Annotated in this window: 22 protein-coding genes, 1 tRNA gene and 1 other RNA gene; 14 read left to right on the top strand and 10 right to left on the bottom strand. The window is 45.9% G+C overall.

Annotated elements, in window-relative coordinates; translation table 11 throughout:
* Positions 1-106: 106 nt before the first annotated feature.
* From ssrA to F7D20_RS01910, 4 genes are all read right to left on the bottom strand, one after another.
* Positions 107-504, bottom strand: a transfer-messenger RNA (tmRNA) gene (ssrA, locus tag F7D20_RS01925).
* Between the two features lie 170 nt (positions 505-674).
* Positions 675-1,625, bottom strand: coding sequence for a redoxin domain-containing protein (locus F7D20_RS01920; protein WP_194253470.1), 951 nt, complete (start codon positions 1,623-1,625; stop codon positions 675-677).
* Positions 1,626-1,657: 32 nt separating this feature from the next.
* Complete coding sequence (locus tag F7D20_RS01915; protein ID WP_158462612.1) at positions 1,658-3,631, bottom strand: OPT family oligopeptide transporter; 1,974 nt, start codon at positions 3,629-3,631, stop codon at positions 1,658-1,660.
* Between the two features lie 53 nt (positions 3,632-3,684).
* Positions 3,685-4,554, bottom strand: coding sequence for an aldose 1-epimerase family protein (locus F7D20_RS01910; protein WP_158462610.1), 870 nt, complete (start codon positions 4,552-4,554; stop codon positions 3,685-3,687).
* Positions 4,555-4,799: 245 nt separating this feature from the next.
* On the opposite strand from F7D20_RS01910, the gene F7D20_RS01905 reads away from it, so the two are divergent.
* On the top strand, positions 4,800-5,693 hold the full coding sequence (locus F7D20_RS01905) for a DMT family transporter (protein WP_158462608.1): 894 nt from the start codon (positions 4,800-4,802) through the stop codon (positions 5,691-5,693).
* Between the two features lie 387 nt (positions 5,694-6,080).
* Here F7D20_RS01905 and F7D20_RS01900 read toward each other — a convergent pair whose 3' ends face one another.
* Together F7D20_RS01900 and F7D20_RS01895 are read right to left on the bottom strand one after the other, a co-directional pair.
* Complete coding sequence (locus F7D20_RS01900) at positions 6,081-8,825, bottom strand: substrate-binding domain-containing protein (protein WP_158462606.1); 2,745 nt, start codon at positions 8,823-8,825, stop codon at positions 6,081-6,083.
* Between the two features lie 209 nt (positions 8,826-9,034).
* A tRNA-Met gene (locus F7D20_RS01895) sits at positions 9,035-9,108 on the bottom strand.
* A 671-nt stretch (positions 9,109-9,779) separates the two neighbouring features.
* Here F7D20_RS01895 and F7D20_RS01890 point away from each other — a divergent pair.
* The 9 genes from F7D20_RS01890 (at position 9,780) to F7D20_RS01850 (ending at position 19,998) form a co-directional block, all read left to right on the top strand.
* Positions 9,780-11,672 carry an LptF/LptG family permease gene (locus F7D20_RS01890; protein WP_158462604.1) on the top strand — a complete coding sequence of 631 codons (1,893 nt, stop codon included), beginning with the start codon at positions 9,780-9,782 and terminating at the stop codon, positions 11,670-11,672.
* Between the two features lie 30 nt (positions 11,673-11,702).
* Entirely contained in the window at positions 11,703-12,914 is a 1,212-nt protein-coding gene (locus tag F7D20_RS01885) for a bifunctional 3,4-dihydroxy-2-butanone-4-phosphate synthase/GTP cyclohydrolase II (protein WP_158462602.1), read from the top strand.
* A 114-nt stretch (positions 12,915-13,028) separates the two neighbouring features.
* Complete coding sequence (locus F7D20_RS01880) at positions 13,029-14,222, top strand: pyridoxal phosphate-dependent aminotransferase (RefSeq protein ID WP_022252350.1); 1,194 nt, start codon at positions 13,029-13,031, stop codon at positions 14,220-14,222.
* A gap of 273 nt (positions 14,223-14,495) precedes the next feature.
* On the top strand, positions 14,496-15,332 hold the full coding sequence (locus tag F7D20_RS01875; protein WP_158462600.1) for a MotA/TolQ/ExbB proton channel family protein: 837 nt from the start codon (positions 14,496-14,498) through the stop codon (positions 15,330-15,332).
* A gap of 30 nt (positions 15,333-15,362) precedes the next feature.
* Complete coding sequence (locus F7D20_RS01870) at positions 15,363-16,007, top strand: ExbD/TolR family protein (protein WP_158462598.1); 645 nt, start codon at positions 15,363-15,365, stop codon at positions 16,005-16,007.
* The gene (locus F7D20_RS01865; protein WP_158462597.1) at positions 16,008-16,655 is read left to right on the top strand and encodes an ExbD/TolR family protein; all 648 of its coding nucleotides are present in this window, start codon (positions 16,008-16,010) and stop codon (positions 16,653-16,655) included.
* Positions 16,656-16,686: 31 nt separating this feature from the next.
* A complete protein-coding gene (locus tag F7D20_RS01860; protein ID WP_158462595.1) occupies positions 16,687-17,535 on the top strand; it encodes an energy transducer TonB in 849 nt (282 codons plus the stop codon).
* A 4-nt stretch (positions 17,536-17,539) separates the two neighbouring features.
* Entirely contained in the window at positions 17,540-18,499 is a 960-nt protein-coding gene (locus tag F7D20_RS01855) for a PstS family phosphate ABC transporter substrate-binding protein (protein WP_158462593.1), read from the top strand.
* A gap of 77 nt (positions 18,500-18,576) precedes the next feature.
* On the top strand, positions 18,577-19,998 hold the full coding sequence (locus tag F7D20_RS01850; RefSeq protein WP_158462591.1) for a hypothetical protein: 1,422 nt from the start codon (positions 18,577-18,579) through the stop codon (positions 19,996-19,998).
* A gap of 235 nt (positions 19,999-20,233) precedes the next feature.
* Here F7D20_RS01850 and F7D20_RS01845 read toward each other — a convergent pair whose 3' ends face one another.
* Positions 20,234-20,401, bottom strand: coding sequence for a 4Fe-4S binding protein (locus F7D20_RS01845; protein ID WP_022251564.1), 168 nt, complete (start codon positions 20,399-20,401; stop codon positions 20,234-20,236).
* 184 nt (positions 20,402-20,585) lie between these two features.
* Here F7D20_RS01845 and F7D20_RS01840 point away from each other — a divergent pair, with 184 nt between their 5' ends.
* Positions 20,586-21,335, top strand: coding sequence for a porin family protein (locus tag F7D20_RS01840; protein WP_158462589.1), 750 nt, complete (start codon positions 20,586-20,588; stop codon positions 21,333-21,335).
* Here the strand turns inward: F7D20_RS01840 and F7D20_RS01835 are convergent.
* Together F7D20_RS01835 and F7D20_RS01830 are read right to left on the bottom strand one after the other, a co-directional pair.
* Positions 21,323-22,156 (bottom strand): bifunctional metallophosphatase/5'-nucleotidase, encoded by an 834-nt coding sequence (locus F7D20_RS01835; protein WP_158462617.1) that lies wholly within the window; start codon positions 22,154-22,156, stop codon positions 21,323-21,325. The two genes, F7D20_RS01840 and F7D20_RS01835, sit on opposite strands and share 13 nt — an antisense overlap.
* Before the next feature lie 8 nt (positions 22,157-22,164).
* A complete protein-coding gene (locus F7D20_RS01830) occupies positions 22,165-22,938 on the bottom strand; it encodes a 5'-nucleotidase C-terminal domain-containing protein (protein WP_158462587.1) in 774 nt (257 codons plus the stop codon).
* A 220-nt stretch (positions 22,939-23,158) separates the two neighbouring features.
* Here F7D20_RS01830 and rplS point away from each other — a divergent pair, with 220 nt between their 5' ends.
* On the top strand, positions 23,159-23,524 hold the full coding sequence (gene rplS, locus F7D20_RS01825; RefSeq protein WP_022251568.1) for a 50S ribosomal protein L19: 366 nt from the start codon (positions 23,159-23,161) through the stop codon (positions 23,522-23,524).
* Between the two features lie 116 nt (positions 23,525-23,640).
* Here rplS and F7D20_RS01820 read toward each other — a convergent pair whose 3' ends face one another.
* Positions 23,641-23,970, bottom strand: coding sequence for a hypothetical protein (locus F7D20_RS01820; protein WP_022251569.1), 330 nt, complete (start codon positions 23,968-23,970; stop codon positions 23,641-23,643).
* Between the two features lie 122 nt (positions 23,971-24,092).
* Between F7D20_RS01820 and F7D20_RS01815 the strand changes: the two genes are divergently transcribed.
* Both F7D20_RS01815 and F7D20_RS01810 read left to right on the top strand, forming a co-directional pair.
* Positions 24,093-25,277: a phosphoribosylaminoimidazolecarboxamide formyltransferase gene (locus tag F7D20_RS01815; protein WP_158462585.1), complete on the top strand. Its 1,185-nt coding sequence runs from the start codon at positions 24,093-24,095 to the stop codon at positions 25,275-25,277.
* Between the two features lie 81 nt (positions 25,278-25,358).
* Entirely contained in the window at positions 25,359-25,547 is a 189-nt protein-coding gene (locus F7D20_RS01810) for a hypothetical protein (RefSeq protein WP_022251571.1), read from the top strand.
* Positions 25,548-25,556: the final 9 nt, after the last annotated feature.

Raw genomic sequence — 25,556 nt, 5'->3', positions numbered from 1 at the left:
TAAATACCTGCGACTGGAGTTAAACCAGTTAGGTTAGTGTCATGCCCGACACACAGAAAAAGAGGGTGTGTCATAAGTCTGTGACACACCCTCTTTATTGTATAAGGAGTGGAGCTGGAGGGATTCGAACCCTCGTCCGCACAAGGAAACCATACGCTTTCTACACGCTTATTCCAGCCTTTGGTTTTCGTGACATGGCAAGACCTGGACCACCAACCATGCCCTTATCCTCTAAAATTTCACACTTGCAACGAGGCCTACAAGCGCTATTTCCGATTTACCTGCACCGCTTGACCAACAAGATTCGGAACCACATCCGTTGAGCGATGTCCCGTTCCATCACCTTGTGACGGAATAAAGCCAATCTACTGTACTTCGATTAGGCAGCGAGAGCGTAGTTATTTTCGCCAATTAATTGTTCGTTCACTAAGATTTAGGAGGTAGCCAACGAGCCTCCGCGTGCTTACGTACCATCTCATCTCGCCGTCAAATCCAGTCAACCCCGAATCTGCTTGCTTCTTTCATGATGGGAAGATACAAACATCCCAATAGCCACTCACTCGTAACTATTGGGATGCAAAGATAGGATGATTATTTGAAATCTCCAAATATTTTTTCAGTTTTTTATGCTTTAACAGCACTAAAAGACAACTTAGTACGATTAAAGAATGAAATCAGCGCTTGAAATTGATGGTCTGAGAGAACTTGGTACTCATCACCTTGCCTCGCTCCGAACCAGGATTCCACTTGGTGCGACTGCCAATGGCTGTTATGGTACGGATGGCTTCCACAGAAAGCACGGTCTTGACCTGTATCTCAACGTCTTTCTGCTCGGAAGGACTCAACTTAGAGAAGGCTGCACCCGAGAGAGGCTGACCCTGATATTCCTTCACGGTGATATCCGACAAATTGCCTTCCTCGTCGACGATGAAAGAAAGCTTCACCTTGGCAGTGGCATGATACTTCTTTGCCACCTCTGGGAACTGGAGCTCTTCGGAGATAGCCTTGACCAGGGCTTTCTTTCCACCAGGATATTCTGCCGGCTGAATATAGGGAGTCATCTTGCCCGCAGCTACAAGCTCGGCAAGCTTCTTCTCCATGTTGGCTGCCACTACAGTGGTATATGCCACCTTGCCCTCAGGGTCGATGAGATACATGGTAGGAATCCACTGGATGTTGTAAGCTTTAGAGATATTTGTCTCCTTCCACTTCTTGTACTCGCAGAACATGCTCCACTTGATCTCATTCTCAGCGCGGAACGCCTTCAGCTTCTCCTTGTCCGTATCGAAGGACACGCCGATGAGCTTCACCATGTTGCGATATTTCTTATAGATATTCTTCACCGCTGGAATCTCCTTGCGACAGTCGGGACACCATGTAGCCCAGAAGTCGAGCACTACCCAACAGCCAGGACGCAACAATGTGCCTTCCTGATGGGTGCTGTAAGAAGACAAAGAAAGAGCAGGCTGGTCGGCTTTGGCTTTCTTGAGTACAAAATCGGGAGCCTGGGTTCCCACTTTGAGCAAACCCTGGGTGTACTTGGCATCAAGGTCGTCGGCACTCTGTGCCGATGCTCCTAAGCTGCATACGGCAAGCAGGAGCAATGAAAAGATTGTTTTCTTCATAAAGTTGTTTATACCTTTTATATATATGTTTTTTATTTCTTCGTAGCCTTCACGAAATAGGTAATGAGGAGGGCATAAGCGATGAGCGAGCATACCTCTGACAACGGATTGGTCCACCAACTGTCAGCAACACTCACCTCGATGCCACCAAACTTGAGCAGCGCACTCACCACACCCATCAAGGCACCACCGGCAATGAAACCACTGGCAATGAGTGTACCCTTCTCGCCACGCTCCTTGTTTACCTGAGCGTCCTTAGAACGGGAAGTGATCCACCAGTTGATGGCTCCACCGACAACAAGAGGCACATTGAGTTCGAGAGGTATAAACATACCCAAGGCAAAAGCCAAGGCTGGAATCTTGAAATAGGTAAGCACGATGGCCAACAAAGCTCCGATGCCATAAAGTACCCATGGTGCTCCCACTCCATTCATCAACGGATCGATGACAGCAGCCATGGCATTGGCCTGAGGTGCTGCCAATGAGCCTGAAGCGAAACCATAAGTCTCGTTCAAGAGCATCATCACACCGCCTACTGTAGCTGCACTCACCAAGGTGCCAAGGAACTTCCAGCTCTCCTGCTTCTTGGGAGTGGTACCCAACCAATAACCTATCTTCAAGTCGGTAATGAACGAACCTGCCACAGAAAGTGCCGTACATACCACGCCACCCATGATGAGAGCAGCCAACATACCGCCAGGACCTTTCAATCCTACAGCCACCATCACCACAGAGGCAAAGATGAGTGTCATCAACGTCATGCCCGAGACAGGGTTACTGCCCACTATAGCGATGGCATTGGCGGCAACAGTAGTAAAGAGGAAAGCGATAACGGCTACCAGCAGAATGGCGATAACGGCAAAGAGCAGATTGCCATCCATCACACCAAACCAGAAGAAAAGGAAGGTGACAAGAATGCAGACCAGCGAACCGATGCCGATGATCTTGAACGAGATGTCGCGCTGAGTGCGCTTCACCTCCGCGTCGCCCCCACTCTTTCCTTTCAACTCCTTGGCTGCCAAACCTACAGCTCCCTTGATGATACCCCAGCTCTTGATGATGCCAATGATACCAGCCATGGCAATGCCGCCGATACCGATGCTGCGGGCATAGGCACGGAAGATCTCCTCAGGAGACATGGCTCCTACAGTAGATGTAATGGAAGGATCCCAGGCATTGAGCACCTGATCGTGGAAAAGCAGACTCATACCAGGAACGATGAGCCACCATACAGCCAATGAGCCAAAACAGATATAGAGGGCATACTTGAGACCCACGATGTAGCCCAGACCGAGCACGGCAGCACCCGTATTCACCTTGAACACAAGCTTTGCCTTGTCGGCAAGGTCGCAGCCCCATCCGATGACGCGGCTTGTAAAGTTCTCGTTCCACCATCCGAAGCTTGCCACGATGAAGTCGTACAAACCTCCCACCAGTCCTGCTATGAGCAAGGGCTTGGCCTGATCGCCTCCCTTGGCTCCGCTGACAAGCACCTGTGTGGTGGCAGTGGCCTCAGGGAAAGGATACTTGCCATGCATGTCGCTCACAAAGTACTTGCGAAAAGGTATGAGGAACAGGATGCCCAGGACTCCTCCGAGGGCAGAAGCCAGGAAGATCTTCATAAACGAAGTGGTCATCTCCGGATACTTGGCCTGCAGAATATAGATGGCTGGCAGGGTGAAGATGGCTCCCGCCACCACGGCACCCGAACAGGCTCCGATACTCTGTATGATCACATTCTCGCCCAAGGCCTTGTTGCGCTTGGTGGCTGTACTCACACCTACGGCTATAATAGCGATAGGGATGGCAGCCTCGAACACCTGTCCTACCTTCAGTCCAAGATAGGCAGCTGCCGCCGAAAAGATGACAGCCATCACAATACCCCAGGTTACCGACCACACATTGACCTCGGGATAAGCCTTGTCGGGACCCATCAGGGGTTCATACTGCTCACCGTCCTTCAACTCGCGGAAGGCATTCTCGGGGAGGTTCATTTCTTCTTTCATCGTGTCAAAAAAAATAAAATATGTATTACGTATTGAATATTGCAGGGTTGAGTTTATTTCTCTATCGTAATGGTGTACTCACTCATGAAGCTGGCACCTGGCTGCAGGCTGTTCATGAGATACTTGTCCTTGAACTCGCCGTCGTACTCTGCCCAGTCGTGAAGACCATACCAAGGCTCGATGCACACGAAAGGAGCATGCTTGCCTGTAGGGCTCCAGATACCAACAGCAGGAGTCTTGATGTCGAGTGAGAGATGAGGCTGACCTGCCTCGTCGAGAAGAGTGATCTTCTTGAGCTGACTGCGGTCGAAGATGACGGCATCGTCAGCAAAACTGTCCTCAGTAAATGCCCATACACCATTCTCGGTAGGCACCTTGTGATAACCCTCCACCACACAGCCGCCTACATTGCCATAAAGGCGCTCTGGCTCAGGGTTGTCAAACTTCAACTGACCCTTCAGTTCCTTACCCTTTTCGGCACCAGGAACGAGGAAAGCGGGATGTCCGCCAATCTGGAAGAAGATTTGCTTGTCGTCGGTATTGGCAACATGCCAGATGACATGCAGCTTTTTGCCCTCCAGACGGTAAGTGATAGCTAAGTTGAAGTGATATGGATAGTCCTTGAGTGTAGCCTCGCTGTCGGTCAGGGCGTAGGTGATACGGTCTTCGCTCTTGCTGATGAGCTGGAACTCTGTGTCACGGGCAAAGCCATGACGTCCCAACTGATACTCCTTGCCGTCGATACGGTATGTATCTTTCCACAAGCCACACACGATAGGGAAAAGTATAGGAGAATGGCGATTCCAGTACTGCTCGTCGCCGTCCCAAAGATATTCGTTACCTTGAGCATCCTTGATGCTCTGAAGTTCTGCTCCAAGAGATGAGATCTCTACTGTGAGCTGTTCGTTCTTGATCTGTTCCATTTTGTTTTATGTTGTTTGGTTATTTTGAATGTATCCAAGGTCTTCGTAGGAGAAACTCGCTACTTATCCGCAAAGGTACGATTTATTTTCGAAAAAGTGACAAAAGCAACCATTTCTTTTGCTATTTTTTCTCTTTTCTCGAATAAAAGATGTACTTTTGCTGCCCGAAATAAATCAGATGACACCTCACACTCGCCAACAGAGTGGAGCTGGAGAAAAAAATAGTAAAACAACACAAAAAAGAAATGGAACAACAACCTTCTGGCAACAACACATTGAAAGGTTTTGCAGCTGCAGTAGTGGCTGCTGTCTGTTATGGTACGAATCCTTTAGGAACCCTCAAGCTGTATGAAGACGGCTTCAACTCGGGTACAGTACTCAGCTATCGGTATGGTCTGGCTGTACTGATGTTCGCTCTTGTCATGCTGGTACGCAGAGAGAGTTTCGCCATCAAATGGGGACACGCCATCAAGTTTGCACTCTTGGGCACCTTCTTCGCCCTGTCGTCCATCACTCTTTACGTGAGCTTTCATTATATGGCGGCAGGCATCGCAAGCACCCTGCTCTTCGTCTACCCCATCATGACAGCCTTGCTGATGACAGCTTTCTTCCATGAGAAGGTGACATGGAGCACATCGATGGCCATCCTGCTTGCCGTAGCCGGAGTAGGAATGCTCTACCAGGGGGACGGCGATGCCAAACTCAGCACGGCTGGTTTTGCCCTGGTCATGGCATCATCATTACTCTACTCCATCTACATCATTGCCGTCAACCAATGGCAGACTACCATGTCGAGCCTGAAGTTCACCTTCTGGATTCTGGTATTCTGCTTCTTAGCGATATTGGTATTCTCGTGGTTGTCGGGCGACAGCCTGCAGATGCTCCACACTCCTATGCAATGGGGGTGCGCCCTGCAGTTGGCTCTTCTGCCTACGGTGCTCTCGCTCTTCTTCATGACGATCTCGATCAACCTGATAGGCTCCACCCCTTCTGCCATCATGGGAGCTCTCGAACCTGTCACAGCAGTATGCATCGGCGTGCTTATCTTTGGCGAGGCTTTCTCGTTGCGCTTGGGCATCGGCATCGTGCTCATCCTGGCAGGTGTGGTTCTCATCATTCTAAGAAAAAAGAAATCTTGAAAAAAGGAAAATGTTTTTCACCAACAAGTCATAAAGGGCTTATAAAGAGGGGTGCATCCAAACATCACGTTTAGATGCACCACAGTAATAATCAAACTACCTTAAAAACAAATACTACCTTTTATTAACTAAACTAAACCTAACTTATCCCTTTATTTAACTTTCGTAAGTTCAGGAGTTATAGTTGTTAAAGAAGTTACCACTCCCCCAGCCTGCGAAAGTTGAGTTTCCTTACCTTCCGATTGCAAAGTTACGAACAAACAGAATAAAGGAAAAGAAAAAATCGTTCATAGAATAATAAAAATGTTCTGACACAACATGATTACCATTCTATGAACGATTTACAACATATTCCGGCATCACAACCGGACGAAAGACAACTGTCAGTTAACCATTTGTCACATCACCAGGCAACATTCCATACTCATCCTTGAAACACTTGGTGAAATAAGAAGGTGAAGAGAAACCCACCTCGTAAGCCACCTCAGAGATGTTCATGCTGTTGGCTTCGAGCAGACGACGGGCCTTGGCAAGACGAGCCTTGCGCAAAAGGTCGACTACCGACGAACCTGTGATGGCCTTCACCTTACGATAAAGCTGCACACGGCTCAATCCTATCTCGGCTCCGATATCCTCGACACCAAAATCGCTGTTACCCATGTTCGACTTGATGATGTCGTGCAACTGCTTGACAAAAGCCTTGTCACGGTCGTCCAGTCTGGACACCTCCTCTGTTTCTTTTCCTTCGGCAGCACCCTGTGCAAAGAGCTGACGCAGATGGGCACGCTGGTGCAACAGATTTTCCACACGAGCCAGAAGCACCTTGCTATGGAAAGGCTTGGTGATGTAAGAGTCGGCTCCCTGCTCATAACCTTCTGCACGATGCTCTTCCAGATTCTTTGCTGTGAGCATGATGACTGGAATGTGCGAGGTGGCGGTATTGGTCTTCAACTGCTGCGTAAACTCCAGTCCATCCATGACTGGCATCATCACATCGCATATCACCAGATCGGGCACTTCCTTGCGGGCTATCTCAAGTCCCTCCCTACCATCAGATGCCTCGAGCACAAAATAATAGTCCTGCAAGAGGGTTCGCTCATATTGTCGGATGTCGTTATTGTCGTCTATGATCAGTATGGTGGGCTTTTCGACATGCTCGCTGATAATTTGCTGCAATTTGCCGCCATGACGTTCTCCGTCGTCAATATACTGCAACGAGCCGTCATCGCTGAAAGAAGAAGACTTATCGGCAGCTTCCGACTGTGGTTCTTCCACAAAACCTTCTTGCTGTCGGGGCAGCAGGACGATAAAGCAAGTGCCTTTTCCTGGTTCACTCTCTACCCTCACCTCACCATGATGCAACTCTACGAACGACTTGACCAAAGCCAGTCCGATGCCCGTACCACTCGCCGCACCCTTGGCCTGGAAAAAGCGCTCGAACACCTTGGTGAGTTCTTCCTTGTCGATGCCTTTACCCGAATCCTTCACCTCTATGCGGAGCCGTTCTCCCTCATCCGCCAAAGACACATGAATAAAGCCACCTGCAGGGGTGTACTTCAAGGCATTGCTCAGAAGATTGAAGACTATACGGGCGAGTTTCTCCTCGTCGGCCACGACATCGGCAGAAGAGAAATGCGAGGTGTCCAAATGCATCTGTATCTTCTTACGCTGTGCGGTCATGGCAAAGTCGCCCGTCCACTGATGCAAGGCCTCTGGCAAATCGAAACGGCTCAAACTCAGTTCCATTTTGCCGTTCTGTATCTTACGGAAATCGAGTATAGAGCCTACCAACTGCTGCAACGACAAAGCATTGCGCTGCACCATCTGCAAAAGTTCCCTGCTCCTACCCTTGATGGAACGGTCGTCGAGCAACATCTCCACAGGGTCGGCAATAAGCGTCAAAGGTGTACGGAGTTCATGACTGATATTGGTGAAGAACACCAGTCGCGAATGTGTCAGTTCGAGCACCTCCTCGTTGAGTCGCTTCAACTCGTCATTGCTCTGGGCAAGCTGTTCGTTAAGACGGGTCTTGACAAGATAGCTGCGGAACATATAAATTGCCACTACTACGATGAGCACTACCAACAGAACAAGTCCCAAGGTAAAGAACCGCTGCACATGATAGGCCGAGTTGTATTGAGAAACCTTCCTGTGCAGCATGTCAAGACTGCTGCGCTGCCGTTCGCTGTCCTTCGCCTCCATCAGAATCAGTTCGGCATTATTCCGGGTTACAATCGATGTGGACAGATAGTTGTCGCGGGCAAATGGCTCATGACGCAAGATCTTCATAGCCAGAGCTATCACCTCGTCGCCCTTAGTAGGATAAAGCATGGAAGCCTCCAACACTCCTTGTCTTACCAACTCAAGTCCGCCATGCTTACCTGCCAAACCGTCTACGCCCACAAAACGACATTTGTCCTGCAAACCATGCTCACGGGCTACTTTATAGGCGCCATAAGCCATGCGGTCGTTCTGAGCAAACACATAATCGAAGTCCTGTGTCTTGGACAATACTCGTTTCATCACCTCCGAACCGCTCTGCTCCTTCCAGTCACCCGATTCAGAAGCCACAATCTGCAAATCGGGATAGGCATTCAAAGCATCCACAAAACCGCGATGACGGTCGATGGCTGGAGATGAAGCGTCGAGACCGCGTATCTCTACTATACGTCCCTTTCCTTTCAAGCGCTGGGCTATATAATTGCCTGCCAATTTACCCAACAGATAGTTGTTGCAACCGACAAAAGCTGTATACTTCTTCGATTGCGTCTTACGGTCAACAAGAATCACAGGAATGCCCTTCTGCTGTGCTCTTTCGAGGGCAGGCGAAATGGCATTCACCTGATTGGGAGAAACGATGAGCAGACTGACACCCTGGTCGATGAAGTAATTGATCTGCGACAGCTGGCTGGCATTGTCATCATCGGCAGAAGCCAGACGCACCTCTACAGAGTCGTTGAGATACTCGGCTGTCTTCAACTCGCTGTTCAGTTTTTCTCGCCAAGTATCCATAGAACATTGAGAAACGCCGATAATATACTTCTTGGGCTTGTTGCCACACGAGCAAAGCAGCAGACTGCATAATATAATAAGGTATAGAGAACCTATACGAAAGTTCCACTTAGTAGTCATATTTCTTAAGTTAATATAAGGTCATATTCGTTTTCATCCGCAAAAATACGAATATTTTTATGAAACTAAGGCATCTTTGCATTTTTTTAGATTTCCACAAAACAATCATGCAACAATTAGAAAGCCACAAGAAAGGCTTTCCTATTCTTCCTTTGACTTCCAAAAAACGAAGAAGCACTTGCGAACTACTGTTCACAAGTGCTTCTTCGTAGCGGGACCGGGCTACGATCCCGGGACCTCCGGATTATGAATCCGACGCTCTAACCAACTGAGCTATCCCGCCATCCGAGCAAACGTTTGCTTGTTTGCGGGTGCAAAGGTAATACAAAGTTTTGAACTGAGCAAATTATTTCGAAAGAATTTTGCAAAAAAGTAATATTTTTGCTTTTTATACTCTTCCAAAAGATACTACACCTTATTATATATAGCAGCATTATATATTCAACTTCCGCAAGTAAGCAACACACAACACGAAGGGACAGAAGCTCATAGACCAGGGCGTGCTACTTCCATATAAGCCTAAGACCTTCAGGGCGTGTGCTTCTGTAAACCTATGATCGTAAGTCTACGTGAATTATAAATAAGTAATAACTGAGTCAACTCATATTATCAATAACGAAAAAATAATTCGACCACAGGACAAATCTTCGTTCCATGATACGGAACGGCCGTTCCAAATCACGGAATGGCCGTTCCAAACTACGGAATGGCCATTCCGTATCACGGAACGGAGATTTTTGTTGCTAAAGCAAAACATTTATACAGCATAAGAGCAAGATTTCTCCAGTATGAAGCCAACATTTCATTGGGACTTAAGGCTGACAACACGAGTAAAGCAACTGAAACAATCAGTTCTCCCTATGGGTGCTGAGTAGCGGCAAACATGATTTAAATATATAAAAAAACAAAAAAAGAATGATTTTTGAGTTTTTTATGTTACTTTTGCAAGCTGAAATGAGAATCAAGAAATTAGATATATTCATCGCGAAGCAATTCGGACTGCTTTTCGTGGGAACATTCTTCATCTGCCAGTTTGTGCTGATGATGCAGTTCCTGTGGAGATACATCGACGAATTGATAGGTAAAGGTTTGTCGGTGGAAGTCATGGCGCAGTTCTTCTGGTACATGGGACTCATGCTTGTACCACAGGCCCTGCCTTTGGCCATCCTGCTCTCTTCGCTTATCACCTTCGGCAACCTGGGAGAAAGTTCTGAGCTGACAGCCATCAAGGCCGCAGGCATCTCGCTGATGCAGGCTTTCAGGTCGCTCATCATCATCACTGTCCTTGTGATGGTCAGCTCGTTCTACTTTCAGAACAACATCGGTCCCAGCTCCAACATGAAGCTGGCACAGCTTCTCATCTCGATGAAGCAAAAGAGTCCTGAGCTGGAAATCCCTGAGGGAATCTTCTATGACGGAATCCCCAACTGCAACCTCTACGTACAGAAGAAAGACCTCAAGACGGGTAAGCTGTATGGCATCATGATCTATCGCATGACCAACAGCTATGAGGATGCCGCCATTATCCTCGCCGACTCGGGTATGCTGCAGAGTACGGCCGAGAAGAAACACCTCGTACTGAGCCTGTACAGCGGAGAATGGTTTGAGAACATGCAGAGCAGCGAGCTTGCCAACAGCGCCGCAGTTCCCTACCGAAGAGAGACCTTCATCTCGAAGAAAATCGTGCTCGATTTCGACAACGACTTCAGCCTCACTGATGCCAGTTCGCTGTCAAACAATGCCAAGGCGAAGAGTCTTGCCAAAATAAGACACGACATCGACTCCATCAACCAGTCGTACGACTCGATAGGAAGAATGTACCTGGCTGATGCCAGAATAAGATACTATCACCAGCCATTCATGAGCAAGCAAGACTCGCTACAGGCTGTGAAAAAAGCTGCTGCAACAAAGGTGAATATCGACTCTCTGTTCGAGAAGATGCCTGCAGAGCGCAGGCTGTCGGTAGTAAACTACGCTTCATCCGACGTGCAGCAAGCCATGAACGACCTCGACTTCAAGAGTATGATCACCAATGTGGGCGACCGACTGATAAGAGACCACAAGATAGAGGCCATCAACAAGTTCACGCTGGCGTTGTCGTGCCTCATCTTCTTCTTCATCGGAGCACCTCTGGGTGCCATCATCCGAAAAGGAGGATTGGGATTCCCGGTCATCATCTCGGTACTGGTTTTCATCACATTCTTTATTCTCGACAACACAGGATACCGAATGAGCCGAAGCGGAATTTGGGCTATATGGTTTGGAAAAGGACTTGCCACTGCCGTACTGGGACCTTTAGCGGTATTCGTCACCTACAAGGCAACCAACGACTCGACGGTATTCAACATAGATATGTACAAAGAGTTTATATTCAAGCTTTTGGGAATACGACTCAAACGACATATCTTTGGCAAGGAGGTCATCATCAACGACCCAGCATACACTGAGGACGCCGTCAAGCTGAAACACATCAACGAAGATATCGAGGCATACAACAAGGAGCACAGACTCAAGAAATGGCCCAACTTCATCAATGTGTTCTTCAAATATCAGCCCGATCATGAGATAGAGCGCATCAGCAACGAATTGGAAGCAGTGATAGAAGACTTGTCGAATACAAAGAACAAATATATCCTGCACAACATCAACCAGTATCCCGTACTCTCGCCAAAGGCTCACACACGCCCATTCGAACGTAAATGGCTCAATATCCTGGCAGCCCTCATCGTTCCTTTAGGCACTGTGCTCTACCTTAGAATGTGGAGTTTCCGCCTGCGACTGTACAGAGACTTGAAAGTGGTGACGCAGGTGAGCAACGACATCATCATGAGAACTAAAGAAATGTAACTATATATATAATAAGGTATCAATTAGAAAATGGAAGACGTAAGATTGAATAGCATAGAAGAAGCCGTAGAAGACTTCAAAGAAGGAAAATTCGTTATCGTAGTAGACGATGAAGACCGAGAGAACGAGGGCGACCTCATCATAGCAGCAGAGAAGATTGATGCAGACAAGGTAAACTTCATGCTCAAGCATGCCCGCGGTGTACTCTGCGCACCTATCACCATCAGCAGATGCGATGAGCTGGATCTGCCCCACCAGGTTTCAGAGAACACATCCATGCTTGGAACTCCATTCACCGTCACCGTCGACAAACTCGAAGGATGCAGCACTGGAGTATCTGCACACGACAGAGCTGAGACCATCAAAGCCCTGGCCGACCCCAACTCCACATCCAAGACCTTTGGACGTCCAGGACATATCAACCCACTATATGCACAAGACAACGGAGTGCTGCGCAGAAGCGGACATACCGAGGCCGCCATCGACCTTTGCAAGATGGCAGGACTCTACCCTGCCGGCGCACTGATGGAAATCATGAACGAAGATGGCACCATGGCCCGCCTGCCACAACTCCTGAAGTTTGCTAAGGAATGGGGGTTGAAAGTCATCTCCATCAAAGACATGATAGAATACCGACTCAAGAAAGAGTCGCTGATAGAAATAGGTGAAGAGGTAGACCTGCCTACAGAATACGGTCACTTCCATCTCATTCCTTTCCGCCAGGCAAGCAACGGACTGGAGCACATGGCCCTCATCAAGGGAGAATGGAAAGAAGACGAGCCTATCCTCGTACGTGTTCACTCATCTTGCGCCACCGGCGACATCCTGGGAAGCAAGCGCTGCGACTGCGGCCAGCAGCTTCACAAAGCCATGGAGATGATCGAGAAAGAAGGCAAGGGAGTACTCATCTACATGCAGCAGGAAGGAAGAGGCATCGGTCTGATGAACAAGATTGCCGCCTATAAGCTTCAGGAAGAAGGCTACGACACCGTGGATGCCAACACCCATCTGGGTTTCAAACCCGATGAGCGCGACTATGGCTGTGGAGCACAGATGCTGCGCCATCTCGGTGTACACAAAATGCGCCTGATGACAAACAACCCAGTAAAACGTGTCGGACTGGAGGCCTACGGACTGGAAATCGTAGAGAATATCGCCATCGAGACCACTCCCAACAAATACAATGAGCGATACCTCAAAACTAAGAGAGACCGCATGGGACATGTGCTTCACCTGGGTTAAGCATGGCAGAATGTAACAATTTAGATACAAAAAGTTAAATAACAACATGTTTCTTTCCGCAAAAGAAATAAAATGATTACTTTTGCAGTCGAATTATAAACATTGATATAAATTATGGCACAATTATCAGATCGTCTTAACAGATTGGCACCATCAGCAACGCTGGCGATGTCGCAGAAAAGCAGTGAAATGAAGGCTCAGGGAATCGACGTGATCAACATGAGCGTGGGAGAACCCGATTTCAACACACCTGACAACATCAAAGAGGCAGCCAAAAAGGCTATCGACGAAAATTACTCTCGTTACTCTCCTGTTCCAGGATACCCTGACTTGAGAAAAGCAATTGTTGCCAAACTGAAAAACGAGAACAATCTCGACTATACTGCCAATGAGGTAATCGTAGGTACTGGCGGCAAGCAGTGCGTCTGCAACGCAGTTCTCGCCTTGGTAAATCCTGGTGATGAGGTCATCATCCCTGCACCTTACTGGGTAAGCTATCCACAGATGGTGAAACTGGCTGGCGGTGTACCTGTCATCGTAAACGCAGGTTTCGACCAGGACTTCAAAATGACAGCCGAGCAGTTGGAACAAGCCATCACTCCCAAGACCAAGATGCTCATCCTCTGCTCACCAAGCAACCCTACAGGTAGCGTCTATTCTAAGGAAGAGTTGGCAGCACTCGCTGATGTACTGAGAAGACACAAGGAAGTTTTCGTATTGGCTGATGAGATTTACGAACACATCAACTATATCGGCAAGCACCACAGCATCGCACAGGAACCTGACATGAAGGAACAGGTCATCATTGCCAACGGTGTATCAAAGGCTTATGCCATGACAGGTTGGCGTATCGGATTCCTCGCAGGTCCTGAGTGGATCATCAAGGGATGTAACAAACTGCAGGGACAGTACACCAGCGGTACATGTTCTGTGAGCCAGAAAGCAGCCGAGGCAGCCTACACACTCGACCAAAGTGCCGTAGAGAACATGCGTCAAGCTTTCGAACGCCGTCGCAACCTCATCGTAAAGTTGGCTAAAGAAGTACCAGGTCTTGAGGTGAACATGCCACAGGGAGCCTTCTATCTCTTCCCAAAATGCAGCAGCTTCTATGGCAAGAGCACAGGCAACCGTACCATCAACAATTCCACAGACCTGGCTATGTATCTCTTGGAAGAGGCTCACGTGGCCACAGTGGGAGGTGACGCTTTCGGAGACCCTGATTGTTTCCGTATGAGTTACGCCACAAGCGATGAGAATATCGTAGAGGCAATACGCCGAATCAAGGAGGCGTTGGGCAAGCTCAAGTAATCGAAAAGAAACAACAGCAAACGAATAAGAAATCGGTAAAAACGCACAATAAAAGTGTAGAAAACGACTTAAATAACGAGATATTGATTAAATACATTCAATATCTCGTTAAAACTTCTTAAATGCGTTTCGTGTTTTATTTTTAATTATTATCTTTGCCCTTAGTAACAGAAAAAAACCAAACTTTGTCTTGACACAAATAAGGTCTACAAAACATTAGAGAAAAAAACATTCAAATAATTTATTAACTAATAATTTAAAAAAAGTAAAATTATGGCAACTACAAAACAAGCAGCCCCTAAGAAAAAATCTGAGGGCTTTCAGGGAGTAAGAGGCGCATTCTGGATCATCGTGGTATGTGCTATCATCGCATTCACTTTGTTCTTCACATGGTTCGGAAACGACATGCACTTCCAGGATCCAGGTGTACAGGATCACCCAGCAGACATTTGGGGTACAATCTACAAAGGTGGTGTTATCGTACCTGTAATTCACACATTGTTGCTCACCGTATTGGCAATGACTATCGAGCGTTGGATGGCCCTCAAGACCGCTACTGGTAAAGGTGCTCTTCCTAAGTTCGTTGCAAACATCAAGGCAGCTTTGAACGCTAACGATTTCGCTAAGGCTGAGCAGCTCTGCAACAAGCAGCGCGGTACTGTAGCCAACGTTGTTATGGCTTCTTTGAACGCTTACAAGTCAATGGAGTCTGGCGCTAACGCTTCTTTGAAGAAGGCTCAGAAGGTAGCTAAGATCCAGCAGGCTCATGAGGAGGCTACTCAGTTGGAGATGCCTACTCTGACAATGAACTTGCCTATCATCGCTACAATCGTAACTCTTGGTACTCTTACTGGTCTTCTCGGTACTGTAACCGGTATGATCAAGTCATTCCAGGCCATGGGTGAAGGTGGTGGCGCTGACTCAGCAGCACTTTCTGTAGGTATTTCTGAGGCGTTGATCAACACCGCATTCGGTATTTTGACATCTTGGTGTGCTGTTGTATCTTACAACACATTCACCAACAAGGTTGATAAGTTGACATACGCACTCGACGAGGTAGGTTACTCAATTGCTCAGACATACGAAGCTAACCACGCAGAAGAGGCTTAATTTTTGCTAACCCTTTAAAATTTTATCGCTATGGGTAAAGTAAAAATTAAGAAGAGTGACATCTGGATCGATATGACACCTATGTCAGACGTTATGACCCTGTTGCTTACCTTCTTCATGCTCACCTCTACTTTCGTAAAGAATGAGCCTGTAAAGGTAAACACACCAGGTTCTGTGTCTGAAATCAAGGTGCCTGAGAACGGAGTCTTGACTATCTTGGTAAATCCTGAAAAGGACAAGGCTGGTAATCCTACCGGCGAGGGCCAAGTATTTATGAGTATTGATAATACTGATCAGCTGGGTGCTTCACTGAGCACTATGACTGGTGCTTTCGGTATTGAGCTGACACCTAAGATGATAGAGACATTCAAGAGTGAGGGTACGTTCGGTGTCCCAATGGGCGACCTGAAGACTTACTTGGCTATGAATGCTTCTAAGCGTCCACAGTATCTCCAGCAGAAAGGTATTCCTCTCGACAGTATTAATGGTGGTATGAGCGAGTTCCAGCAGTGGGTAAACGCTGCTCGCCAGACAAACGAGGACATCAAGATTGCCCTCAAGGCTGATGCTTCTACTCCATATAAGACAGTTAAGAGAGTGATGAACGAACTCCAGGATATGGACGAGAGTCATTACTATATGATTACACAGTTAAAACAACAGGGGGACGAATAAATGGCTAAGAAAGAAAGCAAACAAAAGAAAATGAATGTCCGCGTAGACTTTACGCCTATGGTGGATATGCTCATGCTTCTTATCACGTTCTTCATGCTGTGTACATCTTTGAGCAAACCTCAGACTATGGAGCTGACAATGCCAAGTAATGATGAGAACCAGAACGACGAGAACAAGAATGAGGCTAAAGCTTCTGAGACTGTGACACTCTATGTAACTGCAGACAACAAGATTTACTATGGTGCTGGTATCCCTAAGTACGACGATCCTACATGGATTAAGGAAACAACATGGGGCACCAATGGTATCCGTAAGGTCTTGAGAGAGCATGCTACAGAGAACGGTACACGTCCAGTAGAGAGAATCGCACTCGCTGTTAAGGAGTTAAACATGGAGCGTTCTAAGAATCCAAAACAATATCCTGACAGCATCTATCAGAAGAAATTGAGTGACTTGAAGGCAGGTAACTTGAAGGATGGTAAGATCCCAACCCTGACTATCGTCATCAAGCCTACTGACAATGCTTCGTACAAGAATATGGTTGACGCACTCGATGAAATGCAGATTTTGAACATTGGTACGTATGTCATCGACAAGATTAGCGCTGACGACGAGAAGCTTCTCAAGTCAAGAAACGTTAAGATGTAAGATGATTGCTAACAATTAAAACAAGAAAGAAATGGCAAAAATAGATCTATACGATCCTAAATGGGTCGAAATGGTTTTCGCCGGAAAGAACAAGGAGTATGGTGCTTACCAACTCCGTAAGGGTACTTCTGGCCGAAACATCAAGGCTCTTCTGATCTTGGTCATCGCTGCAGCTCTCGTAGGTGGATTCTTGGCTTGGAAGGTTATCGAACAGAAACAGGCCGAAGAACAGCAAGCATACATGGAAGCTATGCAGTTGGCTGAACTCCAGAAGCAAGCTAAGAAAGAAGAAAAGAAGAAAGAGCCAGCGAAGCCAAAGATTGAACCTAAAAAGGAGATACCTGTGGCTCGCGAGACTCAGAAGTTTACTGCACCTGTCATCAAGAAGGATGAACTCGTAAAAGAGGAAAACCAGGTAAAGCAAATGGATAAACTGGATGAGAAGGTGGCCGTAGGTACTGAGAACAAGGAAGGTACTAAAGACCGTCTGGCTGAAGCTGTAAGAAGCGATATCGCCGTAGCAGCTCCACCACCACCACCAGCTCCAAAGCCTGAGGTTTCTAACAAGGTGTTTGATGTTGTAGAAGAGATGCCTCACTTCCCTGGCGGCGCAGCTGCCTTGCAGGCTTTCCTCTCAAGCAACACAAAGTATCCTGTTGTCGCTCAGGAGAATGGTGTACAAGGTCGTGTAATCGTATCATTCGTTGTAGAGCGTGATGGCTCTATCACTGATGTAAGGGTTGTACGTTCTGTAGACCCATCACTCGACCGCGAGGCTTCTCGAGTTGTAAGAAGTATGCCAAGGTGGAGTCCAGGTAAGCAGAATGGTTCTGCCGTACGTGTGAAGTACACAGTTCCAGTTGTATTTAGATTGCAGTAATAGAATGAAAAAAACATCTTATATTTTTATAGGATTAATATCACTATCAATGGCTTTCTTCTCATCATGTGGTGAGAAGAAAGCCAAAGATGGTAGAACAGATACTCCTACGTCGGGCACTATTGAATTCTATGCAGACGAAAGTCTGAGCCCTATCATCGACGAGGAGAGAACACAGTTTGAGTTTGAATTTCCAAAGGCAAAACTCAAGCCTATTTATTCTGATGAAGTCACAGGACTTCAGATGCTCAAAGATTTCAAGACTACTCTTTTATTCACAACTCGTCATCTGAAAGATAGCGAGATTGCATACTTGAAATCGAAAAGCAATGTTATTCCTTCAGTCTTCCCTATCGGATACGATGGATTGGCTTTTATCGTCAACAAGAACAACCAAGATACTTGTATAACGGTAAACGACATCAAACGTGTCTTGACAGGAAAAGCCACAAAATGGAGCGACATTGTTCCTGGTTCTAAAAGAGGGGACATCGAAGTCATCTTCGACAACACTCGCTCGGCTACTACCAACTGGGTTGTTGACTCAGTATTGCATGGCGAAAAGATGGGTGCCAAAATCATGGCAGCCAAAACAAGCAAGCAGGTAATTGACTTCGTAGACGAGACTCCAGGCGCTATCGGTGTAATTGGTTCTAACTGGTTGAACGACCGTCGAGATTCCACCAACACCACCTTTAAGAAGAATATTCATGTCATGCGAGTGTCTATCAAAGACAATGCAACTCCATCGAACAGTTGGCAACCCTATCAGGCTTACCTTCTCGATGGAAGATATCCATTCGTAAGAACATTATATGCTATAGTAGTAGACCCACACAAGGCGCTCCCATGGAGCTTTGCCAACTACATCACGAACCCACGGGGACAGTTGATTGTATTCAAATCAGGTCTGCTTCCCTATAGAGGCGACATAACCTACAAGAAAGTAAATATTAAAAAATAAGAATCCGATTAAACTTTCTGAATGAAGGTGTCATCTAATGAATAAAAATAGTAATCACACAAATAAAAAATAAGATTATGAAAGCAATTAAATATTTAGTGGCTGCCGCATTGATGATGGGTTTGTCAATGCCAGCAATGGCTCAGGATGTCAACTATAAGGACATGCTGAAGTCGATAGAGGCAAACATCAAGTCTGGTAGAGCAACCTCAAAGGATTTCGATAAGTCCCTGAAGGAGTACCAGAAAGAGTTTAAGAAAGACCCGAAGGCTCTTGTAGCTTTGGGTAACATTCTTGCTATCAACAAGCAGTATGAAAAGGCTATGGCTGTAGCAGATGCTATCACCATGAAGTTTAAAAACTTTGGTGACGCCTATATCCTGAAAGGTGATATCTACGCATTGCAGGACAATGGTGGTGATGCTGCTGCAAGCTACAACGACTGTATAGTCATGGATCCTAAGAATCCTCAAGGATACATCAGCTATGCCAATGTATATCAAAAGATTGACCCTGCAAGAAGCGCAGAGACACTGAAGAAGCTGAAGGAAGTGAACCCAGAATATCCTTACGAGGCTATGGCTGGTTACACATTCTACAGCAATGGTAAGTACGACAAGGCTTACGATCTCTTCAAGCAGACCGATCCTAACAAGTTGGAGGAATATATCTATGTAGCTTACGCTATCACCGACTATATGGTCAACAAGAAGGATGAGGCATTGACACTCTCTGAAAGTGGATTGCAGAAGTTCCCTAAAGATCCTACCTTCCACAGAGTTGCTGTATGGTCTGCTGTAGATATCGAGAAATTCGATGTAGCTCTCCAGCATGCACAGGTCATCATGGGTACAGACTCTATCAAGAAGACATCAAGAGACTATACTTACTATGGTATGGCATTGGTAGGCAACAAACAGTACGATGAAGGTATCGCTCAGTATGAGAAGGCATTGCAGCTCAAGGCCGACGATCCTAAGCCATTGCAGTACATCTCTGAGGCATACAAGCAAAAGGGTGATGAGGACAAAGCGTTGGAATACAGCCAGCAGTATATGGACAAAAACCCAGATGCAGCTCCTACAGACTTCATGAAGTTGGCTGAAATCTATGTCAACAAGGCTAAGAAGAATGCAGAAACTAAAGTTCAGAACATAGAAAAAGCCATTAGTGTTTACGACAAACTTGCTGAGAAATATCCTTCATTGAAGGCATTCGCCAAACTACAGGAAGGTAACACTGCATTCCAAAGCGAGTTGGACGATATGGCTATCCCAGCATATGAGGAAGTAATCAAGGAGCTTGAGGCAAAGCAGTGTGACGCTGACGAAGTCGGCTACTTGAAGCAGGCTTATCAGTACATGGGCTTCATCTACAACTACGACAAGCAGGACTTTGAAAAGGCCAAACCATACTGGGAGAAGTTGCTCCAGTTGGATCCTGAAAACAAATATGCTAAGGATGCCATCGAAAAGGGCACAAAAGCTACAGCAGAATAATAAGAAACAAGAAATATTCAAGAGCGGAATTCCAGAAGGAGTTCCGCTTTTTTTATACTCGTTTGAGTGATAAGATTGAAGTGAAAATGTGTAATAATAAAATATACATCTACTTGTGAACCTTATAATAAAGGCAGGAATAAAAATTAGATTTCAAAACAAAAGAAACAAAAAAAGAGCGACTCAAAGAGCCGCTCAAGATGTTTTATGTAACTAAAGTATCTTTCCTTAATAATTAAGGAAGACTGATAGCCTCGTTAGGACAAACATCAGCGCAAGTGCCACACTCTGTGCAAGCATCTGGGTCGATAGAATACTTCTCGCCCTCAGAAATAGCACCTGATGGACACTCATCAATACATGTACCGCAAGCGATACAATCGTCACCAATTACGTAAGCCATAATAATAAAGTTTTAATATTAATAATGTTTTGTTCAATCTGTTTTAATCTATACCTATTAAGTATGGTGCAAAGATAACAATAATTTTTCAAATACCTACATGTAGGTATCATTTTTTTTGTAATTTATACTCTTTCGAAATAAGTTGAGGGCAATAAGAATCCATGTATTCCGTTATAAGAATATGAAAAAGAAGATATTTATCATCATATCCCTTATCGGATTAGTACTCTTCCAGGCACAGGCTCAGGAACGTACCGTAGAGAATCGTCCTTATACCGACCTTCGTACTTTCCACTTTGGTGTATTGGTAGGCACACACCTACAAGAATTAGAGTTGGTGAATACGGGTCATCTAACCTATATCAACGAGGAAGGTCAAGAAGTAGAATCATGCGTCACCGTCGATCAAGACAGATGGGATGCAGGATTCACCGTAGGCGTACTGGGTGAGCTTCGGCTCAACACCAACTTCCAACTACGAGTAGCTCCTGCCATGTATTTCGGCACCCGTCATCTTACCTATCGCAACCTGCTGGAGAAAGATGCCAACGACCGGCCTACCGAGAAGATGCAAGAGATGAAAACAGCCTATCTCTCTACAGCAGTAGACCTCATCTTTGCAGCTCCCCGCTTCAACAATCACCGACCATACATCATGGCGGGTATCAATCCGATGTTCAACCTGAACAACAGCAATGACGATTATATCAAACTAAAGAAAACAGACCTGTTCTTAGAAATCGGAGTAGGATGTGACTTATATCTTCCGTTCTTCAAATTAAGACCGGAACTGAAATTCATGTATGGAATCAGCAACACAGTTGACAAAGGGCACATTAATAATATAAAGGATAAAAATATGCTACCATATGCTATGGCTTCCCAGAAAGCACACAGCAAAATGATAGCATTGACATTTTATTTCGAGTAATCCAAGACTATCTTGCCCACCCAAATGGCATTCTTGCCATTTTGGTCGACAGGAACAAGCTTACCGTCCAAATCCTTCACATATCTCAATTCCTTGAAATAAGTATGTGAATGACCTCCCAATACCAAATCGATATAGCGAGTTCCGGGTATTGTCTGGACATCATCTGTATTCTCCACATTCCATCCCAAGTGCGAAATACAAATAATGATGTCGCATTTCTTCTTTTTCTTTAAGAAAGTAGCCGTTTCCAAAGCTGTTTTTATAGGGTCAAGATACTTAATCGGCCCATAATTGGCAGCAGTGACAAGTCCTTCCAACTGAGGTCCCAAACCAAAGACTCCGATTTTCACTCCCCCGCGTTTCAATACAACCCAAGGCTTAACAATGTCCTTCAAAGGCGTACCAGTGAAATCATAGTTGGAACAAACTATAGGAAACTTAGCCTTCTTGAAAAGCCGAACCATGTTATCAATACCAAAATCAAACTCATGATTACCTATCGTGGCAGCATCATATCCCATCTCATTCATCAGTCCCACCTCTACATCACCTTTAAAGAGTGTGTAATAAGGTGAACCTTGTGAGAAATCACCACTATCGAAAAGCAGAAGGTCTGGATTCTTCTGTCTTTCCTGCTTCACCATGTTCACCCTACGAAGGAAACCACCTCTGTCTGCAATAGCCGTATCAGCCAAATTAGGATTCAGAGGCATCACACAACTATGTGTATCATTCGTATGCAGCACCACCAACTGTTTCTGTGCCCAAGAACTGAAAGTAATGCAACACATTACCACAGCAAAAAAATATTTCTTCATCATAGATATTATTTGATAACTATACGACCTTCCATTTTAGATTCCACACACATTCCCTGTGCAGCCTGTTCACGAAAATAATTCATGATAATGAAGCGCACATTGTTCTCTCTCTGTTTGGGCGCAAAGACATCCGTTCCTTTCTTAAAGGCAGTCAACTGGTCGTTGCCTTCAGCCAGATAATCAAGCGTTGCCACCCGGTAAGAAGCCTTCTCGTCTATAGGTTGTCCGTTGAGTGTAGCATCCAAAAGCTTCCCATCTTTCGAGATATCCATTTTTACAGCATGACTTACACCCTCACCACCACGCATGGCAATCTGAGAAAAAAGTTCAAGCACATCCTTACCCGTCAAAGTAAGGAAACATATCTTGTTCTCGAAAGGAGCCATATCATTGACATCTCCAACCGTTTGTTTTCCCTTAGCCAAAGCTGCACGAATACCACCCATATTATAAACGGAGAACACAGGCTTCTCTTCGAAATCCTTACCAGCCCATACCAAAATATCACAAAGCAGGTTGCTCAATTCACTCTCTGGACGACCAGCAGCCATATAGTGAGCTGTCTCACCCACAACAGGACTCATAATACTGTCCACCTTATGCTTATAAGGCGCTATAAAGACAGCAGCCTGAGCATCAGGATTCTGATCAAATCTCTTATCCACCAAAATACGGGAACGCTGCACCTTTGTAACCTTGTACTTCTGAGCCACGCAAGGAGTAGATATACCCCAAGTAGCCAAAAGAAATGCAGTAATAACTAAACATTTATTTCTCATGATTCAACTTGTTTTATTTATTATTGCAAAGATACACTAAAAAAACAAGAAGAACAAAAAAAATATCATATAAAAAAGAAGAAAGTCTCTGAAAATTTTGAAGAAACAAGAAAAAGTTGTAACTTTGCACCCGCTTTTCGGCGTAACCGCTGGCATGGGCTGACGAGTGGCTCGACTATGTTGCGTTGGAACGACAAACAATATTTAATTATAAAACAAAATGGATTTAATTAAAGTTGCTGAAGAAGCATTTGCAACCGGCAAGAAGTTCCCTGAGTTCAAGGCAGGTGATACTATCACAGTCGCTTACAAAATCGTCGAGGGTTCTAAGGAGCGTATCCAGCTCTACCGTGGTGTAGTTATCAAGATTTCCGGCCATGGCGACAAGAAGCGTTTCACCGTTCGTAAGATGTCAGGTACAGTAGGTGTTGAGCGTATCTTCCCTATCGAGTCACCTGCTATCGATTCTATCGAGGTGAACAAGCATGGTAAAGTACGTCGTGCTAAGTTGTACTACCTCCGTGCCCTTACAGGTAAGAAGGCTCGTATCGCTGAGAAGAAGACTATTCAGAAGAACGCTGAATAATTTTACTCCGCTTACAATCCTAAGTAAAAAGATAAAGGAGACTCACAATACACATTGTCGAGTCTCCTTTATCTATATCCATACCTGCAAAGGTTTTTCTTCGGTAACATTCTGACTTAAATATCATCATAGTTGGAGGGATCCGATTTCTTCTCCTCCTCCACTTCGTAATTGAGATTTCCGTCATCATCTCCATGCAGAGCCTCATGGAAATCATCCCAACTCTGATACCCCACAAAAAGCGCCAACTTGTTCAGTGTTTTCTTGGTTGGTTTTTCCTTTCCACTCACATAGTTCCACACCTTATGAAGCGCATCAGCATTCAGTTTGATGTGATGCTTGATAGCAAAGAAAGAGGCCAATTTCTCAAAATCAGCTCCAACCGGAATCTTCTTACCAACCTTCTTTTCGATTTCACTTGTGAGATGAGTCAAATCATTTTTCATAACCTAACGTGTTTGAAATTCTCTATTTTGGTTGCAAAAGTACAAAAAAGTTCTTATGAATGGTACAAAAAGAGAGATTTTTTGTAACTTTGCAGCAAATTCTTAACAAACAGAACTTTGCAATGAAAGAATTAGCATTAAAGTACGGTTGTAATCCAAACCAAAAGCCATCTCGAATCTACATGGAGGATGGCAGTGAACTTCCCCTCGAAGTTATTAATGGCCGCCCTGGCTACATCAATTTTCTCGATGCTCTCAATTCATGGCAGCTCGTCAAAGAACTGAAGGCAGCTACAGGCATTCCAGCAGCAGCAAGTTTCAAACACGTTTCTCCTGCAGGAGCAGCCATTGGTCTTCCACTGAGCGACACACTGAAGAAAATCTATTTTGTCGATGACGTCAACATCGAACTGTCACCATTGGCTTGTGCCTATGCACGTGCACGCGGTGCCGACCGTATGTGTTCTTACGGCGACTTTGTTGCTTTGAGTGACACATGCGATGCTGCCACAGCCACCCTCATCAAACGAGAGGTTAGCGATGGCGTGATAGCTCCAGACTATACTCCTGAGGCAATAGAAATTCTGAAGGCAAAGCGCAAGGGCACGTACAATGTCATCAAGATAGACCCCGACTTTGTGCCAGCACCTATAGAGCACAAGCAGGTATTCGGCATTACCTTCGAGCAGGGCCGCAACGAGGTGAAACTCGACGATCCTGCCTTGTTTGAGGACATCCCTACCAAAAACAAGACATTCACAGCAGAGGCAAAGCGCGACCTCATCATCTCGCTCATCACGTTGAAATACACACAGAGCAACTCTGTATGCTATGTGAAAGACGGTCAGGCCATCGGTATCGGTGCTGGTCAGCAGAGCCGCATCCACTGCACACGTCTGGCAGGTTCCAAGGCAGACGAATGGTGGTTGCGTCAATGTCCCAAGGTGATGAATCTTCCTTTCAAAGAGGGAATCCGCCGTGCCGACCGCGACAACACCATCAACGTATATATCAGCGATGAATGGGAAGACGTGCTACAGGATGGTGTATGGCAGAACTTCTTCAGCGAGAAGCCAGAGCCATTGACCCGTGAGGAAAAGAAAGCATGGATTGCCCAGAACACAGGTGTATCTGTAGGCAGTGACGCCTTCTTCCCATTTGGTGACAATATCGAACGTGCCCACAAGAGTGGAGTAGAATATATTGCCCAGGCTGGTGGCAGTATCCGAGATGATAATGTTATCGAGACCTGCGACAAGTATGGCATAGCCATGGCATTCACCCACGTACGACTCTTCCACCACTAATCAGTGGTGGGAGTCTGTAACTACCGAGAGAAGAAAAGATTTTTAAAAAACAACATCAACACCATTTAAAGACAAAAGAATATGAATGATATTGATGATATTATCATGGGTGGCATGGTATTCAAAGCCGGAGGAGGCCCCAAGAAGGAGGACGACGGCAAGGTAAAGACCAAGGCCAAGAAAAAGAAATATATCACTGGCGCCCACGGTAGCGGATCTGCACGACAGAAAGCTAAGTATCGCCAGCAGCGAGCCAATCGCCACAAGTAGAATTTCTTC

Origin of the sequence: Segatella copri (assembly GCF_009495355.1) — a bacterium.
GTDB lineage: Bacteria > Bacteroidota > Bacteroidia > Bacteroidales > Bacteroidaceae > Prevotella.
Note: the sequence above shows the minus strand (reverse complement) of the source record. Positions and strands in the feature narration are given on the sequence as shown.

Coding starts and splice junctions, on each gene's coding strand:
- F7D20_RS01920 (WP_194253470.1), bottom strand. CDS start 1,625: ATGAAGAAAACAATCTTTTCATTGCTCCTGCTTGCCGTATGCAGCTTA.
- F7D20_RS01915 (WP_158462612.1), bottom strand. CDS start 3,631: ATGAAAGAAGAAATGAACCTCCCCGAGAATGCCTTCCGCGAGTTGAAG.
- F7D20_RS01910 (WP_158462610.1), bottom strand. CDS start 4,554: ATGGAACAGATCAAGAACGAACAGCTCACAGTAGAGATCTCATCTCTT.
- F7D20_RS01905 (WP_158462608.1), top strand. CDS start 4,800: ATGGAACAACAACCTTCTGGCAACAACACATTGAAAGGTTTTGCAGCT.
- F7D20_RS01900 (WP_158462606.1), bottom strand. CDS start 8,825: ATGACTACTAAGTGGAACTTTCGTATAGGTTCTCTATACCTTATTATA.
- F7D20_RS01890 (WP_158462604.1), top strand. CDS start 9,780: ATGAGAATCAAGAAATTAGATATATTCATCGCGAAGCAATTCGGACTG.
- F7D20_RS01885 (WP_158462602.1), top strand. CDS start 11,703: ATGGAAGACGTAAGATTGAATAGCATAGAAGAAGCCGTAGAAGACTTC.
- F7D20_RS01880 (WP_022252350.1), top strand. CDS start 13,029: ATGGCACAATTATCAGATCGTCTTAACAGATTGGCACCATCAGCAACG.
- F7D20_RS01875 (WP_158462600.1), top strand. CDS start 14,496: ATGGCAACTACAAAACAAGCAGCCCCTAAGAAAAAATCTGAGGGCTTT.
- F7D20_RS01870 (WP_158462598.1), top strand. CDS start 15,363: ATGGGTAAAGTAAAAATTAAGAAGAGTGACATCTGGATCGATATGACA.
- F7D20_RS01865 (WP_158462597.1), top strand. CDS start 16,008: ATGGCTAAGAAAGAAAGCAAACAAAAGAAAATGAATGTCCGCGTAGAC.
- F7D20_RS01860 (WP_158462595.1), top strand. CDS start 16,687: ATGGCAAAAATAGATCTATACGATCCTAAATGGGTCGAAATGGTTTTC.
- F7D20_RS01855 (WP_158462593.1), top strand. CDS start 17,540: ATGAAAAAAACATCTTATATTTTTATAGGATTAATATCACTATCAATG.
- F7D20_RS01850 (WP_158462591.1), top strand. CDS start 18,577: ATGAAAGCAATTAAATATTTAGTGGCTGCCGCATTGATGATGGGTTTG.
- F7D20_RS01845 (WP_022251564.1), bottom strand. CDS start 20,401: ATGGCTTACGTAATTGGTGACGATTGTATCGCTTGCGGTACATGTATT.
- F7D20_RS01840 (WP_158462589.1), top strand. CDS start 20,586: ATGAAAAAGAAGATATTTATCATCATATCCCTTATCGGATTAGTACTC.
- F7D20_RS01835 (WP_158462617.1), bottom strand. CDS start 22,156: ATGAAGAAATATTTTTTTGCTGTGGTAATGTGTTGCATTACTTTCAGT.
- F7D20_RS01830 (WP_158462587.1), bottom strand. CDS start 22,938: ATGAGAAATAAATGTTTAGTTATTACTGCATTTCTTTTGGCTACTTGG.
- rplS (WP_022251568.1), top strand. CDS start 23,159: ATGGATTTAATTAAAGTTGCTGAAGAAGCATTTGCAACCGGCAAGAAG.
- F7D20_RS01820 (WP_022251569.1), bottom strand. CDS start 23,970: ATGAAAAATGATTTGACTCATCTCACAAGTGAAATCGAAAAGAAGGTT.
- F7D20_RS01815 (WP_158462585.1), top strand. CDS start 24,093: ATGAAAGAATTAGCATTAAAGTACGGTTGTAATCCAAACCAAAAGCCA.
- F7D20_RS01810 (WP_022251571.1), top strand. CDS start 25,359: ATGAATGATATTGATGATATTATCATGGGTGGCATGGTATTCAAAGCC.